Annotated in this window: 9 protein-coding genes; 3 read left to right on the top strand and 6 right to left on the bottom strand. The window is 64.0% G+C overall.

Annotated elements, in window-relative coordinates; all coding sequences use genetic code 11:
- The first annotated feature begins 66 nt into the window (after positions 1-66).
- Positions 67-1,461 carry a dihydrolipoyl dehydrogenase gene (gene lpdA / locus ACEQXV_RS10630; RefSeq protein WP_370253257.1) on the top strand — a complete coding sequence of 465 codons (1,395 nt, stop codon included), beginning with the start codon at positions 67-69 and terminating at the stop codon, positions 1,459-1,461.
- 60 nt (positions 1,462-1,521) lie between these two features.
- Here the strand turns inward: lpdA and ACEQXV_RS10625 are convergent, their stop codons facing one another.
- Complete coding sequence (locus ACEQXV_RS10625) at positions 1,522-4,764, bottom strand: VWA domain-containing protein (RefSeq protein ID WP_370269092.1); 3,243 nt, start codon at positions 4,762-4,764, stop codon at positions 1,522-1,524.
- Between the two features lie 80 nt (positions 4,765-4,844).
- The gene (locus ACEQXV_RS10620) at positions 4,845-5,195 is read right to left on the bottom strand and encodes a rhodanese-like domain-containing protein (protein ID WP_370269090.1); all 351 of its coding nucleotides are present in this window, start codon (positions 5,193-5,195) and stop codon (positions 4,845-4,847) included.
- Between the two features lie 279 nt (positions 5,196-5,474).
- Between ACEQXV_RS10620 and uvrA the strand changes: the two genes are divergently transcribed.
- Positions 5,475-8,333, top strand: coding sequence for an excinuclease ABC subunit UvrA (uvrA, locus tag ACEQXV_RS10615; RefSeq protein ID WP_370269089.1), 2,859 nt, complete (start codon positions 5,475-5,477; stop codon positions 8,331-8,333).
- A gap of 138 nt (positions 8,334-8,471) precedes the next feature.
- Here the strand turns inward: uvrA and ACEQXV_RS10610 are convergent, their stop codons facing one another.
- Entirely contained in the window at positions 8,472-9,641 is a 1,170-nt protein-coding gene (locus ACEQXV_RS10610) for a cytochrome P450 (protein ID WP_370269088.1), read from the bottom strand.
- 148 nt (positions 9,642-9,789) lie between these two features.
- Here ACEQXV_RS10610 and ACEQXV_RS10605 point away from each other — a divergent pair, with 148 nt between their 5' ends.
- Positions 9,790-11,028, top strand: coding sequence for a DVUA0089 family protein (locus ACEQXV_RS10605; protein WP_370269087.1), 1,239 nt, complete (start codon positions 9,790-9,792; stop codon positions 11,026-11,028).
- Between the two features lie 66 nt (positions 11,029-11,094).
- Here the strand turns inward: ACEQXV_RS10605 and ACEQXV_RS10600 are convergent, their stop codons facing one another.
- From ACEQXV_RS10600 to ACEQXV_RS10590, 3 genes are all read right to left on the bottom strand, one after another.
- Positions 11,095-13,560, bottom strand: a complete 2,466-nt coding sequence (locus tag ACEQXV_RS10600; protein WP_370269085.1) for a penicillin acylase family protein — start codon at positions 13,558-13,560, stop codon at positions 11,095-11,097.
- Positions 13,561-13,675: 115 nt separating this feature from the next.
- A complete protein-coding gene (locus ACEQXV_RS10595) occupies positions 13,676-14,233 on the bottom strand; it encodes a YSC84-related protein (protein ID WP_370253789.1) in 558 nt (185 codons plus the stop codon).
- A gap of 126 nt (positions 14,234-14,359) precedes the next feature.
- A partial coding sequence (locus tag ACEQXV_RS10590; RefSeq protein WP_372525644.1) for a beta-lactamase hydrolase domain-containing protein occupies positions 14,360-14,635 on the bottom strand: 276 nt, incomplete at its 5' end.

Raw genomic sequence — 14,635 nt, 5'->3', positions numbered from 1 at the left:
CAGGGCTTGCTTGAAGATTTCGTATAGTTTAACGTTAAACAAATTTCAGCCGGAGGAGTGGATATAGTGGCGGCTCAGTCTTTTGATACGGTGGTCATCGGGGCAGGCCCCGGCGGATATGTGGCAGCGATCCGGGCGGCGCAGCTTGGCCAGAAGGTCTGTGTCGTGGAACGCGAACACCTGGGCGGCATCTGCCTGAACTGGGGCTGCATTCCCACCAAGGCGCTGCTGCGCTCTTCCGAGGTGTTCCACCTGATGGAGCGGGCCAAGGAATTCGGACTGAAGGCCGATAACATCGGTTATGACCTCGACGCCGTGGTGAAACGCTCTCGCGGTGTGGCCAAGCAGCTCTCCTCTGGCATTGGCCACCTGATGAAGAAGAACAAGATCACCGTGATCATGGGATCGGCCACCATTCCCGCCAAGGGCAAGGTGAAGGTGGAAACCGACAAGGGCACCGAGGATCTGACCGCCAAGAACATCGTCCTGGCCACCGGCGCGCGCGCCCGTGAATTGCCGGGGCTGGAAGCAGATGGCAAGCGTGTCTGGACCTACAAGCACGCGCTGGTGCCGCCGCATATGCCCAAGAAGCTGCTGGTCATCGGATCGGGCGCCATCGGCATCGAGTTTGCCAGTTTCTACAACACGCTCGGCGCCGACACGACCGTGGTGGAAGTCATGGACCGCGTGCTGCCCGTGGAAGACGCCGAGATCAGCGCCTTCGCCAAGAAAGCCTTTGAAAAACAGGGGATGAAGATTCTGCAAAAGGCGATGGTCAAGAAGCTCGACCGCGCCGCCGACAAGGTGACCGCGCATATCGAGATCGGCGGAAAGGTCGAGACGCAGGACTTCGACACGGTGATTTCCGCGGTTGGTATCGTCGGCAATGTCGAGGGGCTGGGGCTGGAGGCGCTTGGCGTTCAGATCGACCGCACCCACGTGGTGACCGATGAATACTGCCGCACCGGTGTTGACGGGCTTTATGCCATCGGTGACATCGCTGGCGCGCCCTGGCTTGCCCACAAGGCCAGCCATGAAGGCGTGATGGTGGCCGAACTGATCGCGGGCGGCAAGCCGCACCCGATCAAGCCCAATTCCATCGCGGGCTGCACCTATTGTCATCCGCAGGTGGCCAGTGTCGGCCTGACCGAAGCCAAGGCCAAGGAAGCGGGCTACCAGGTGAAAGTGGGCAAGTTCCCCTTCATCGGCAACGGCAAGGCCATCGCGCTTGGCGAGCCAGAGGGGCTGATCAAGACCGTGTTCGACGCCAAGACCGGCGAGCTTCTGGGCGCCCACATGATCGGAGCAGAAGTGACCGAAATGATCCAGGGCTATGTCATCGGCCAAAAGCTGGAAACCACCGAGGAGGATCTCTTCGAGACGGTCTTCCCGCACCCGACGCTGAGCGAGATGATGCACGAGGCCACGCTCGACGCATATGGTCGCGTGATCCACATGTGATCTTCAGCATTTTGACAATTGTGGCCCCCGCGGATGCGTTCTGCGGGGGCCTTTTTCGTGTCAGGGCGCGGTCACCGTGAACGGGATCCGTCCCAGGATGCGGCGATCCTGGTTCATGAAATAGCGGATCTCGTAGGCCCCAGGCTCATCGGGCAGGGTGACACGCACAGGGTTGCCGTCGCGTGTATAGCCATAGGTTTCATAGCCGTCGGGATCATCGGCGCGCGAGATCGCGATATAGTCGTTGCGATAATTCGGACCTTCGAAGGCCACCATCACGCTGCCGCCTGCAACGCCCGAGGGATCGGCGCTGAGCGTGGCCACGATATCGGCCACCGTCACGGGGATCCGCGCCACGACCGTGCGATCCTGGTTCACGAAATAGCGGATCTCGTAGCTGCCGGGCTCGCTCGGCATTTGCAGGCGGGCCGGGTTGCCGTCGCGGGTATAGGTGTAGGTCTCGTAGCCGTCATCGTCGGGCAGGGACGCCGCGATGAAATCGTTGCGATAGTCCGGCCCTTCCCACGTGACCGACACGGTTTCGCCTACACTTGCGCTTGGCGGCGCGCTGAGCGTTACCGAAAGCGCCGTGACCTCGATCACCCGTCGCGCAATCACGGTCCGGTCCTGGTTCACGAAATAACGCAGCTCGTAGGTGCCGGGTGCCGTTGGCATTTCCACGCGGGCGGGGCTGCCGTCGCGGGTATAGGCGTAGTTTTCGTAGCGGTCGGGCTCATCCATCCGGCCCACGCCGATGAAGTCGTTCTGGTAGTCAGGCCCGGTCCAGGTGACCGACACGGTTGAGCCTGCGGCCGCGCTTTCCGGCGCTTCAAGGCTGGCACCGACCTCTGTCACCTCGATCACCCGCCGCGCAATCACCGTGCGGTCCTGGTTCACGAAATAGCGAAGCTCGTAGGTGCCGGGTGCCGTTGGCATCTCCACGCGGGCGGGGCTGCCGTCACGGGTATAGGCGTAGTTCTCGTAGCGGTCGGGTTGATCCATCCGGCCCACGCCGATGAAGTCGTTCTGGTAGTCAGGCCCCGTCCAGGTGACCGACACGGTAGAGCCTGCGGGCGCGCTTTCCGGCGCTTCCAGTGTCGCGACCACGTCACTGACCGTGATCGGATGACGGGCAATGACGGTCCGGTCCTGGTTCACGAAGTAGCGGATTTCGTAGTCGCCGGGCTCTGCCGGCATGAGCAGGGCGGCAGGGCTGCCGTCACGCGTGTAAGCGTAGTTCTCATAGCGATCCGGTTCATCCATGCGGCCAACCCCGATGAAGTCATTGGCATAGTCGGGCCCGGTCCAATGCACCCGGACGGTCGATCCGGCCTCGGCGCTGGCAGGGGCTTCCAGGGTGGCGACGACATCGCTGACCGTGATTGGATGGCGCGCGATGACGGTGCGGTCCTGGTTCATGAAATAGCGAATTTCATAGTCGCCGGGCTCTGCCGGCATCAGCAGGGATGCCGGGCTGCCATCGCGCGTATAGGCGTAGTTGGCGTAACGGTCGGGTTCGTTGATCCGGCCGATACCAATGAAGTCATTGGCATAATCGGGCCCGGTCCAGTCCACCCGAATGGTCGAGCCGGCGGTGGCGGCGGCTGGGGCCTCCAGCGTGGCCAGGACCTGCGTGACGGTGATGGGTCGGGTGGCAATCACCTCTTCGTCGTCCTGCATGAGATAGCGCAGTTCATACTGGCCCGCGACCGGCGGCAGGAGCATGTCCTGCGGGGTGCCATCGCGCATGTAGATGCGGTTGAGGACGCGGGTTTCACCGGGCCGCGCGATCACGATCTGGTCGGGCTCGTAGGCGGGCCCGGTCCATGCGACCGAGATGGTGCTGCCCATCGGCGCGCTGTTGGGCGCCTCGATGGTGGCACTGGCCGGCGTGACGGTCAGCGGGGCCGTCGCCAGAACGCGGCCGGTTCCGTCGATGTAGCGCAGTTCGTAGTCACGGGCCTGAGAGGGCACGCGCAACTGGGCCGGGTTGCCATCACGTGTATAGACCCGCGTAACATTGCGATCCTGCGAAACGATGGCCGCCGTGATCATGTCATCCTCGCCGCCCGGGCCGTCCCATGTCACGGCAATGGTGGAGCCTGCCACCGCCGTTGCAGGGGCGGTGATCGTGGCGGGCAGCGGCACGGCGCGGATGGGCCGTTCGGCCAGCACGCGATTGAGCGCGGGATGCACGTATTGCAGCAGGTAATCGCCTGCCGTGTCGGGCAGCGTCACCATCAGCGGGTTGCCATCACGCGGGAAGACCTGAACGAGGCTGGCCGAGCGGTCCGGCAGCGCGAGCAGCAGGTAATCCTCGGGCGCGCCGGGACCCGACCACTGCACCGGCACGGAAGTTCCCACGGGGGCCTCGGCAGGTGCCATCAGGCTGGCCTCGGGAACAAGCTGGGGCAGGGGAACGATCACGGTCTGATCCTGGCCCGCGACCACGGTGAAGGGCCCGCCATGGGTGGTTTCCTGCGTCACGCGATAGAGCCACACCTGGTACTCCCCTTCAGGAAGGGGCTGCATCAGGGTGGGCGCCTCGGTGCGCGGGATCACGACCTGACCGGAGGCATCGAAGACTTCCCAGATCAGCGGCGAAACCGGCGCCGTGTTGTCGGGTTCAACCACCGCGCGGAAGGTGATCTGCGACAAGACCGGGGCAGGCGGCGGTGCAACCGCGACACGATCAAGAGCCTCGGCCAGTTCATCGGCGTTGGAGGCGGTCAGGAACTGACCTCCGGTATTGTCGGCAAGGCATTGAAGTTGGGCGATATCCTCGGGCTCGGCCACGTCGAAACCAACCACATGTGCGGTAAAGTCGATCCCGGCTTCTTCCAGCGCACGGCCCACGGCGCAGGGATCGGCATCGCAGGTTTCGCGCCCGTCCGACACGAGGATGACAGTGGCGGGATTCTCGGTGTAGCGCAGCTGTTCTGCCGCCTGGATCACCGCTGCCGACAGGGGCGTGCGCCCGCGCGGGTTCACGGTGTTGACGATCTGGGCAATCTGGTCACGGTTGCCCACCCCCGGCGGCACCATGGTTTCGATATCCGAGCAGTCGCCGCGACGGTTGTGGCCATACATCGTCAGCCCCAGTTCCATCGTCTCGGGAATGCGCGTCAGGAGGTCGGAAATGACCTCGCGCGCGATGACGATCTTGTTGACCCCATCAATCTGGCCCCACATGGACCCGGACGCATCGAGAACAAGGATCGTGGCGGGCCTGTCCTGTGCCTGCGCAACAGGCGCAAGGGCGCAGAAGAGGACAAGAAGACAAAACGAGAGCAGACGGCGCATCGTGAAACCTGTGACATGATGAAATAAAGTTCCATCACATTAGGGCGAAATGCGCCATCTTGCAAAACATTCGATAGCAATCAGCGGGTAATCGCGCCGCCGGCCATTTCCCAGTGACCGAGCCCACCAAGGTTGTAGACCTCGTCGAGTCCCATCTGGCGCAGCATCCGCACGGCCATTTGCGACCGCCCGCCCGAGGCACAGTAGATCACGACGGGCTTACCGTTGCGAAACTCGGGCAATTGCTCGGGGCTGGCAGGATCGGCCTTCATGCGCAGCGCGGCCAGCGGCACATGGATCGCGCCCTTGGCCTTGCCAGAGGCCTGAACCTCGGCATGTTCGCGAATGTCGATGACGGTGATGTCGCCGGTCTCGGCCATCTTCACGGCGTGAAACGGGTCATAGGCGACGGAGGGGGCGGTGGACTGCATGAAACCTAACATAGCGGTGTGCCTCAAGAGGTAATTGTCAACGTCAATAAAGAAAGCGGTGAGCAGTTTTCAAGTGGTAAAGATCATGAATAATGAATGTGAGACAACTAAAGATAGCGTGATCCCCCTGATTTCTGCCGGGAATGGTGACGCTTGCCTTTTTTTTCAGCAAAGAGCGCCGTCGCCCTGTGGATAAGTTCGCCGAATGTTCTCATTTTTGAGTTGGAGACTCGTCCTGTCTCAACTATCTCTTAACCAGATTATCCCCCGGGGGCAGGCATGGCCGAACTGAAGAAGATCGAGGTGCGCGGCGCGCGCGAGCACAATCTGAAGAATATCGACGTGGATATTCCGCGCGACGAACTCGTCGTGATCACCGGGTTGTCCGGGTCCGGCAAGTCCTCGCTCGCCTTTGACACGATCTATGCCGAGGGCCAGCGGCGCTATGTCGAAAGCCTGTCGGCCTATGCCCGCCAATTCCTCGACATGATGGAAAAGCCCGATGTGGACCATATCAGCGGTCTCAGCCCGGCGATTTCCATCGAACAGAAGACGACCTCGAAGAACCCGCGGTCCACCGTCGGCACGGTGACCGAGATCTACGATTACCTGCGCCTTCTGTTTGCCCGTGTCGGCACCCCCTATAGCCCAGCCACCGGCTTGCCCATTGAAGCACAGCAGGTGCAGGACATGGTCGACCGGATCATGGCGATGGAGGAGGGCACCCGCGGCTACCTGCTGGCCCCGATCGTGCGCGACCGCAAGGGCGAGTATCGCAAGGAGATGCTGGAGCTGCGCAAGCAAGGCTTCCAGCGCGTGAAGGTCGACGGGCAGTTCTACGAACTGGACGAGCCGCCCACACTGGATAAGAAGTTCCGCCATGACATCGACGTGGTGGTTGACCGGATCGTCGTGCGCGAAGGGCTGGAAACGCGGCTGGCCGACTCGCTTCGCACCGCGCTCGACCTGGCCGATGGCATCGCGATCCTCGAAACCGCCCCCAAGGAGGGCGATCCGGAGCGCATCACCTTCAGTGAAAAATTCGCCTGCCCCGTGTCGGGATTCACAATTCCGGAAATCGAACCGCGCCTGTTTTCCTTCAACGCGCCTTTCGGCGCCTGTCCATCCTGCGACGGTCTTGGGGTTGAGCTCTTCTTCGACGAACGTCTCGTGGTGCCCGACCAGGCCCTGACGCTGGAAGACGGGGCTCTGGCCCCCTGGCGCAAGGGCAAGTCGCCCTATTTCCTGCAAACGATCGAGGCGATTGCGCGCCACTACGCCTTCGATCCGGCGACCCCGTGGAAGGATCTGCCCGCCACTGTGCAGCAGGTCTTCCTGCGCGGCTCGGGCGAGGAGGAGATTCCCTTCCGCTACGACGATGGCGGCCGGGTCTACCAGGTCACCCGCAGCTTCGAAGGTGTCATTCCCAACATGGAACGGCGCTACCGCGAAACAGATAGTGCCTGGATCCGCGAGGAATTCGAGCGTTTCCAGAACAACCGCCCTTGCGGCAGCTGCGGCGGCTACCGGCTGCGCGAAGAAGCGCTGGCAGTAAAGATCGCCGGTCTTCATGTGGGCCAGGTGGTGCAGATGTCGATCAAGGAGGCCGCCAAGTGGTGTGCCACTGTGCCTGACAGCCTGACCAACCAGAAAAACGAGATCGCCCGCGCCATCCTCAAGGAAATCCGCGAACGGCTCGGCTTTCTTAACAATGTGGGCCTCGAATACCTGACGCTCAGCCGCAACGCGGGCACGCTGTCAGGCGGTGAAAGCCAGCGCATTCGGCTCGCTTCCCAGATCGGCTCCGGCCTGACGGGCGTGCTCTATGTGCTCGATGAACCCTCCATCGGGCTCCATCAGCGCGACAATGACCGGCTGCTAACCACGCTCAAGAACCTGCGTGACCAGGGCAATACCGTGATCGTTGTGGAGCATGACGAAGAAGCAATCCGAGAGGCCGACTACGTCTTCGATATCGGCCCCGGCGCAGGCGTGCATGGGGGCCGGGTGGTCGCCAAGGGCACCCCGGCCGAGATTGCCGCCGATCCCGCCTCGCTGACCGGGCAGTATCTGTCCGGCGCCCGCGAAATCGCGGTGCCCGCGGAACGGCGCGAAGGCAATGGCAAGACTCTCCGCGTGGTCAAGGCCAGCGGCAACAACCTGCGCGACGTGACCGTGGATTTTCCCCTTGGCAAGTTCGTCTGCGTGACGGGCGTGTCGGGCGGCGGCAAGTCCACGCTGACCATCGAGACGCTCTTCAAGACCGCCTCGATGAAGCTGAACGGTGCGCGCCAGACACCCGCGCCCTGCGAAACGGTGCAGGGGCTGGAACATCTCGACAAGGTGATCGACATCGACCAGCGCCCGATCGGGCGCACCCCGCGGTCAAACCCCGCGACCTATACCGGTGCCTTCACCCCGATCCGCGACTGGTTCGCGGGGCTGCCCGAGGCGCAGGCGCGTGGCTACAAACCGGGCCGGTTCAGCTTCAACGTCAAGGGCGGGCGCTGCGAGGCCTGCCAGGGCGATGGCGTGATCAAGATCGAGATGCATTTCCTGCCCGATGTCTATGTCACCTGCGAAACCTGCAAGGGCGCGCGCTACAATCGCGAAACGCTGGAAATCAAGTGGAAGGGCAAATCCATTGCCGACGTGCTCGACATGACGGTCGAGGACGCGCGCGAGACCTTCAAGGCCGTGCCCGCTATCCGCGACCGGATGGAGGCGCTCAGCCGCGTCGGACTGGACTACATCAAGGTGGGCCAGCAGGCGACGACGCTCTCGGGCGGCGAGGCGCAGCGCGTCAAGCTTTCCAAGGAACTCAGCAAACGGTCCACGGGGCGCACGCTCTACATCCTCGACGAACCCACCACGGGCCTGCATTTCGAAGACGTGAAGAAACTCCTTGAGGTGCTGCATGAACTGGTCGACCAGGGCAACACGGTCGTGGTCATCGAGCATAATCTCGACGTGATCAAAACCGCCGACTGGATCATCGATATCGGTCCCGAGGGCGGCGATGGCGGTGGCTCGATTGTGGCCGAAGGCACGCCCGAACAGGTGGCCGAGGTCGAAGCAAGCCACACGGGCCGCTACCTCAAGCCTATGCTTGGCGGCCGCACACTCGCCGCAGAATAGCCTGCCCCTTCATTGTTCTGAAAATATCCCGGGGGGTCCGGGGGGCAGCGCCCCCCGGGGCATTTTCCGCGGCGGAAAATAAACCGCGATCCGCCACGGATCGCGCGGGTTGCCGCCCCTGGCGGCGACCCCTGTCGCTTATCGCGTGACTTGCAGGCTCTCCAGCCCGTGGAAGTGATAGATATCCGCGTAGCGCGGCGGCTCGGCCAGGCTCAGCCCCGGGCATCGGTCCCAGAGAATGGGAAGCGCGATCTGCAATTCCATCCGGGCCAGCGGTGCGCCCACGCAGAAATGCAGCCCCGCGCCGAAGGCCAGGTGCGTGGCTGCTGCCCTGTCCGGGTCGAAGGCGTCCGGGTTGTCATTCACGACCTCATCCCGGCCGACTGATCCCAGGAGCAACCCGATCTGCTCGCCGCGCTGGAAAACATGGCCGCAAAAGCTGATCTCTTCATAGGCATAGCGGGTGAACATGTGCAGCGGCGGGTCGAAGCGCATGATCTCTTCCACCAGAGCCTCGGGTTTCTCTCCCGGCACGACTCCATGCTCCAGCATGGATTTCACGCCGTTTCCAAGCGTGTGCACGGTTGCCTCGTGGCCCGCGTTCAGAAGCAGGATGCAGGTGGTGATCAACTCGTCGGTCGTCAGCCGTTCGCCATCTTCCTCTGCAGCGATCAGGCTGGTGATCAGGTCGTCACGCGGATCCTTGCGCCGCCGGGCGACGTAGTCGCGCATGAACGCCACGAAAGCCTCGGTCGCGGATACGGCGGCGTCCTCATCGGCCCGGCTGCGGCCAGCCATGTACATCCTCACCATGTCGTTCGACCAGCGCAGCAATTGCGGCCCCATCTCCTCGGGCACTCCGAGAAGCCGCGCGATGACGGTGACGGGCAGGGGCCGGGCATAGGCGTCAAGCAAGTCGAAGCGTCCCTCCGGTAAGCGGTCAATCAGCTCGTGACACAGGGTTTCGATCCCCGACTGAAGCCCCGCGATCCGGCGCGAGGTGAAGGCGCGCAGCACCAGAGAACGCAGCCGGGAATGGCGCGGCGGTTCCAGTTCCAGCATCGAATGGGCCTCCACCGCGTAGAAAGGGGCCAGATGATCGGGGATGGGGCGACGCAGTTCCTCGGGCTCTTCGCGCCCGAAACGCCGGTCCCGCAGGACAGCGTTCACCGCTTCGTGGGTCGTGGCGCAGGGCATGTGGTAATCTTCCCACCAGACCAGCGGCCCGGACGCACGGGCGCGCGCATAGAAAGGGTAGGGATCCTGCACGAAGGCGGGGTCGGTCGGGGATTGGCTCAGGCGCTGCATCGTCTGTCCTCGTTGCTTTCAGCCAGTCTGGCCCCGATCCGGTCCGGCTGCAACGGCCCCTGTCTTGGGGGCTGGCGCAAGGGCGGCTTCCTTGTATTCTGGTTCGGGCGGCGGTTCAGGCCACAGGATAGATTTCGGAGGATTTTCGATGACGACACACAGGACACTTGCGCTGGCGGCCGCGCTCCTTTCCCTCTCGGCGCTGCCGTCGCTGGCGCAGGAGGCCGCTTGCGGCGCAAGCGTGCCCGCCGGGCATTGGGCCGGCGGCAGTGCCGACAGTTCGGACATTTCCACCGCCGCAGGCCCGTTCGACCTGGTGGGCGCGGTGCCGCCGGGCAGCTACCACGTGTCGAACTTCACCCTCTCGCAGCCCATGGCAGTACGCGTCGAGGCACAGGGCCAGTTCGGGGCCGATCCGGTCATCGAGCTTTACGACCAGCAAGGCGCGATGGTTCTGACCGATGACGACAGCGGTGGCAACTGGGCCTCTCGCGGGGAAATCACCCTGCAACCCGGCACCTATTGCCTGGCCACGCGCAGCTATGGTGGCGGGCCGATCCAGGCCGATATCCGGGTGGGCCTGGTCGAGCATCCCGCGCTGACGCCGGGCTCGGGCGGGTCGAATATCCTGGCCTGCACATCGGATATGCCGGCCACGCCACTTGGCGGTGCCCCGCTCGACCGACTGCCAGGCCAGGAAGCCTCGGCCACGAACACCGTGAACGGCGCGCCCTATTACCGGTTCACGCTTGGCAGCGACATGCCCATCTCGATCCGGGCCGAGAACCCGAGCGCGGACCCCTATATCTATCTTTACGATGCGGGCGGGGCGCTGCTGGCGGAGAACGACGATTATGACAGCCTGAATTCGCGCATCGACTTCACCGAGGGGCTCGCAGCGGGCACCTATTGCATCGGGATGCGCGCGCTCAACAATCCCGATCTGCCGGTCACCGTGTCGATCAGCGTCTATTCCGAGGAAGACATGATGCGAGACCTTTACGCCGATGGCCGCGCCAGCCCGCCGCCGGACGGGTCGGTCGTGCCGGTGGTGCAGATGGGGGATCTGACGACCCGGCTCTTCAATGACGGGGCTGTCGGAGCCGATGCCCGCTGGCTCAGCTTCGACGTGCCCGAAGGCGGGCTGTTGCTGATCGACGCGATTGGCATCGGCCAGTCCGATCCGATGATCGCGCTCTTCGACGGGGTGGGGCGCGAGATCTCGTTCAACGATGACGCCAACAACTCGCTCGACTCTCAGATCGCGGTGCGCGTGGCCCCGGGCACCTACATGCTCGCGGTGATGCAGTATCACCGGCAGAACGGGGCAATCCGCGTGACGGTCGAGCGCTATATCCCGGCCCCGCCGCCGGGCCGGACGCGCTGACGCGGCCGACACGCTACCGATTGCAGCGCCGCCCCTCTTTCCGGGCGCGGCGTTTTGCTGTCGGGGTCAGCGCGGGCTGAGGGTGGTCACGCCGATATTGCCCGCGCGGGCAAGCTCGGGATCGAGCGACATGGGGATATACTCGCCGCGCCGCCCTAGCTCGCCCAGGTTGTCGTAGAAGCGGCTCAGCGGATGGCCCGACTGCCCGGTTGCGGTGATGAAGACGGAACTGTCGGGGTCGGCAAAGTCGTAGACGCCCCGGTAGCCCGCCGCGTGCACGTTCCGGAACGGCAGCGGCAGCGCGCCCGAGGTCCGGCCACGGTTCAGCGTGTTGTCGCCGCCCGAGGTCGACTGCCGGATATTCACCGCCCACCCGAACAGGGACGTGCCGCCAAGCACCTGATGCTCATGCACGGCCTCATGCGCGTCGCCCCATCTCCAGGACGAGATATTGTCGCCATAGGCCTCGATCAGGAATTGAAGCGCGTCGTCGAGCGCCAGGCGCGCGATGTCGGTGCAGCTTTCCTCGATTGTCGAGGGCTGCACATCACACCAGTCTGAGGCCCCGCCGATGTCGCGGTAAACCCGTTCAATGAAGATGGGCTCCAACCGCTCGAATTCGGCGGCAAGCGGCCCCAGTTCGTCCCGGATCAGGCGTTGCTGCAACTCGCGCATCCAGGCGGCGTAGATCAGCGGCTCTGGCAGATGTTCGTTCATCTCCCCGTTCCAGGCGGCCAGCAGGTCCAGCGCCTCTGCCCGGTAGGCCTCGATCGTCCCAGAGGGCGCGGCCTGTCCGGTAAACCACAGTTCACGGCCCACCAGCGGCAACAGCGTGCGCGCCGCCTGGGACACCGCATCGAGCTGCGCCTCGACGAAACTGTCGCGGGTATGCACCTGGCGCGCCTGCATCAGGTGTTCCCACCTGCGGATACGCTGTGTGTCGCCCCAGGAATGGCTGACATGAAGCGGGAAGTCGCGGTCTATCATGCGGTTGTTGGTATTGCCGATGATGCCGCCCTCGGGGTCTTCGAAATGGGGGTTGGCAAAATACTGGGTGACACCCTGCCAGCGTTCTTCGGCCACCCACCCGCGCGAGGGAATGCGCCCCTGGGTTTCGCTTTCGACCAGCCGCCAGGGCATGTGGCCGATGACCTGCATGGCGATCCGGTCGGGCGTGGCAATGGTCAGGTTCTGGGACGGGGCCACGAAGTGGCGGCCAGCGGCCATCGCCTCTTCGATCGTGCGCGCCTGCATCAGTTCCAGCCCGGTGCGCATCGACGTGTTCTGGTCGGTCAGTGCGGTCCAGGCCATTGCCATGACGTGTCCGGGCGGGGTGACGGTGGCGAAATCCCAGTGGCTGCCCGGTATCACCGGACCATTTTCCGTCCAACGCCTCGTGATCGTCACTGGTGCGGCCTCGGCCACCTCGATGATGGTTCGGTCGGTGCGAAACTCGGCCCAGCCCTCGGGCGTGCGGTATTGCTCGGGATTGTCCGGGTTCAACTGTTCGACGAAAAGGTCGATGTCATCCATGTAAGAGGAGGTCAGCCCCCAGCCCAGCTCTTCGGACCGTCCGACCAGAACGATGGGCATGCCGGGCACCGTCCCTCCGATGACCCCGCCCGTCGAAAGCTCCAGCCGGGCCAGGTACCAGATCGTCGGGGCGCTTAGGCTCAGATGCGGGTCATTGGCCAGCAGCGCCGATCCGGTGGCCGAGCGGGAAGGGGCCGCGGCCCAGGCATTGGACGCCCCGGCAAGGCCGGGCCCCATGTTGGGGAAAAGCGGATCACGCGGGCCATCCGACAGGCTGGCCACGAAGCGCGGCATTTCGGGGAAAAGCGCCGAATACTCGGGAAGTTCGGTAATAGGCGCGCCGGGCGGATCCGGCAGGATATCGAGCAGGCGCGCCGGATCATTCAGCATCAGCGAGGTGCGGGCGCGCAAAACCTCGGTTTCGTGGTGGCCCGCAAGTTGCAGCGCCATCATGTTCATCACGGCCAGGGAATCGGCCGGGCGCCAGGGGGCGATTTCGGGTGAAAAGAGCAAAAGCTCCGGTGCTCCGCGCCCAAGGGCTTCCTCGGCCACCAGGCCAAGCCAGGCATTCACCCCGTCGGCATAGGCCTCCAGCATGGTCATGGTCGCGGCATCCTGCGCCTCGACCGACCGGCGCGCGTGGCCGTAGAGGTCGAGCCGTCGCAGAAGTTCGTCGATCCGCAAGCTGCGCTCGCCGAAAAGTTCCGACAGGCGGCCCTGGGCCGTGCGCCGCAGCATCAGCATCTGCCACAGCCGGTCCTGCGCATGGGCAAAGCCCAGGCCGTAAAACACATCGCGGTCGGAGCTTGCGAAGATATGCGGCACGTTCGCGTTCGACCGCACGATCTCGACCTCGCCGGTCAGGCCCGGCACACGCCAGTCGGCCTCGTAATCCGGGATCGAGCGCGAAAAGATCCACCAGGCGATGAACAGCCCCGTGACCGTCAGAACGATCGCAGCCGTCACGATACGGATCATCCATCGCAGGAAGGTGGCCATCGGTGTCCTTGAGTCTGGTGGTGTCCAAGCGGGCGCACCCTAGCGCCATGTGGCGGGGATGCAAAGAAAGAGGCGGCCCGAAGACCGCCTGCAATCCGGAAAAACGCCGTTTCCGTCAGGGCAGGATGCGGCTGTAGCGCTGACCTTCGAGGGTTGCGCCCGCAATCAGGCCCGCCTGGCCGAAGATGATGGCGACGACGGGGCTGAGCAGCGTGTTGGTGTCGGCGCTGATATTGCCGCCCTGGTTGCTGACCGCGTATTCGATATCGCCGCCCACGGCCCATCCTGCCGAGTAGCGGAAATCGCGCAGCGCCTCCGGTGTCATGAAGAACAGCGCATGGGCATATTGCTGCGCACCGATCTGAAGCCCGAAAGTGGCCGAGGCCGAGGAATAGTAGTCGACCGTCGCGCCATTGATGCGCAGCGCACCGCGCCCGTAGCCACCGCCGATGCCGAAGCCCGCCTCGGTGATCAGCGGCATGATCAGCACGCCCTCGGCATCGCTCATCAGGTCGCGAGTGCCGGGGATGTTGTCATACATGAACTGGATCGCGCTATCGACCCGCGCGTCGATGCGGTCGGCTGCGTTGCTGCCAAGCCCATTGCCACATGCCGAAAGAAGGGGAACGGAGGCCGCCCCCATGATCAGGGATCGCCGATTGAGAGTGCTCATGTTCTTACCGCCTGTCTCTGTCCTCAGAAAAATGGGCCTTTTGGCCCTTGGGACGCAAGATACGCGCGAAAGATCGCCCTGTCACCACAATAGCTAGCGTTTTGCGAGATTTCGCCGATCGGCGCGTCAGGCCGACCGCGCGGCCAGCGCGTCGATCTGGCCGCGCATGCCCGCAAGCGGATAGCCTGCGGCCTCGGCGGCGTCGATGATGTCGGAGGTCTCCATCTGCCCGGCTTGCGCGAAGGCCCACATCACGGCCGAGCGCATGCCAGAGGCGCAATAGGCCACCACCTTGCCCTCGGCGCTGTCGAGCGCATCGGCCTGTTCCTCGACATTGTCTATCGTCATCGCCAGATCGGAAGAGCACACGTCTGAACTCCAGTCACACTGGTAGAGCTCGTA

The organism is Nioella sp. (assembly GCF_964229645.1).
In the GTDB taxonomy this organism is placed as follows: Bacteria; Pseudomonadota; Alphaproteobacteria; order Rhodobacterales; family Rhodobacteraceae; genus Nioella.
This window is presented reverse-complemented; position numbering and strand designations above follow the sequence as displayed.

Coding starts and splice junctions, on each gene's coding strand:
- uvrA (WP_370269089.1), top strand. CDS start 5,475: ATGGCCGAACTGAAGAAGATCGAGGTGCGCGGCGCGCGCGAGCACAAT.
- ACEQXV_RS10610 (WP_370269088.1), bottom strand. CDS start 9,641: ATGCAGCGCCTGAGCCAATCCCCGACCGACCCCGCCTTCGTGCAGGAT.
- ACEQXV_RS10595 (WP_370253789.1), bottom strand. CDS start 14,233: ATGAGCACTCTCAATCGGCGATCCCTGATCATGGGGGCGGCCTCCGTT.
- ACEQXV_RS10625 (WP_370269092.1), bottom strand. CDS start 4,764: ATGCGCCGTCTGCTCTCGTTTTGTCTTCTTGTCCTCTTCTGCGCCCTT.
- ACEQXV_RS10620 (WP_370269090.1), bottom strand. CDS start 5,195: ATGCAGTCCACCGCCCCCTCCGTCGCCTATGACCCGTTTCACGCCGTG.
- ACEQXV_RS10600 (WP_370269085.1), bottom strand. CDS start 13,560: ATGGCCACCTTCCTGCGATGGATGATCCGTATCGTGACGGCTGCGATC.
- ACEQXV_RS10605 (WP_370269087.1), top strand. CDS start 9,790: ATGACGACACACAGGACACTTGCGCTGGCGGCCGCGCTCCTTTCCCTC.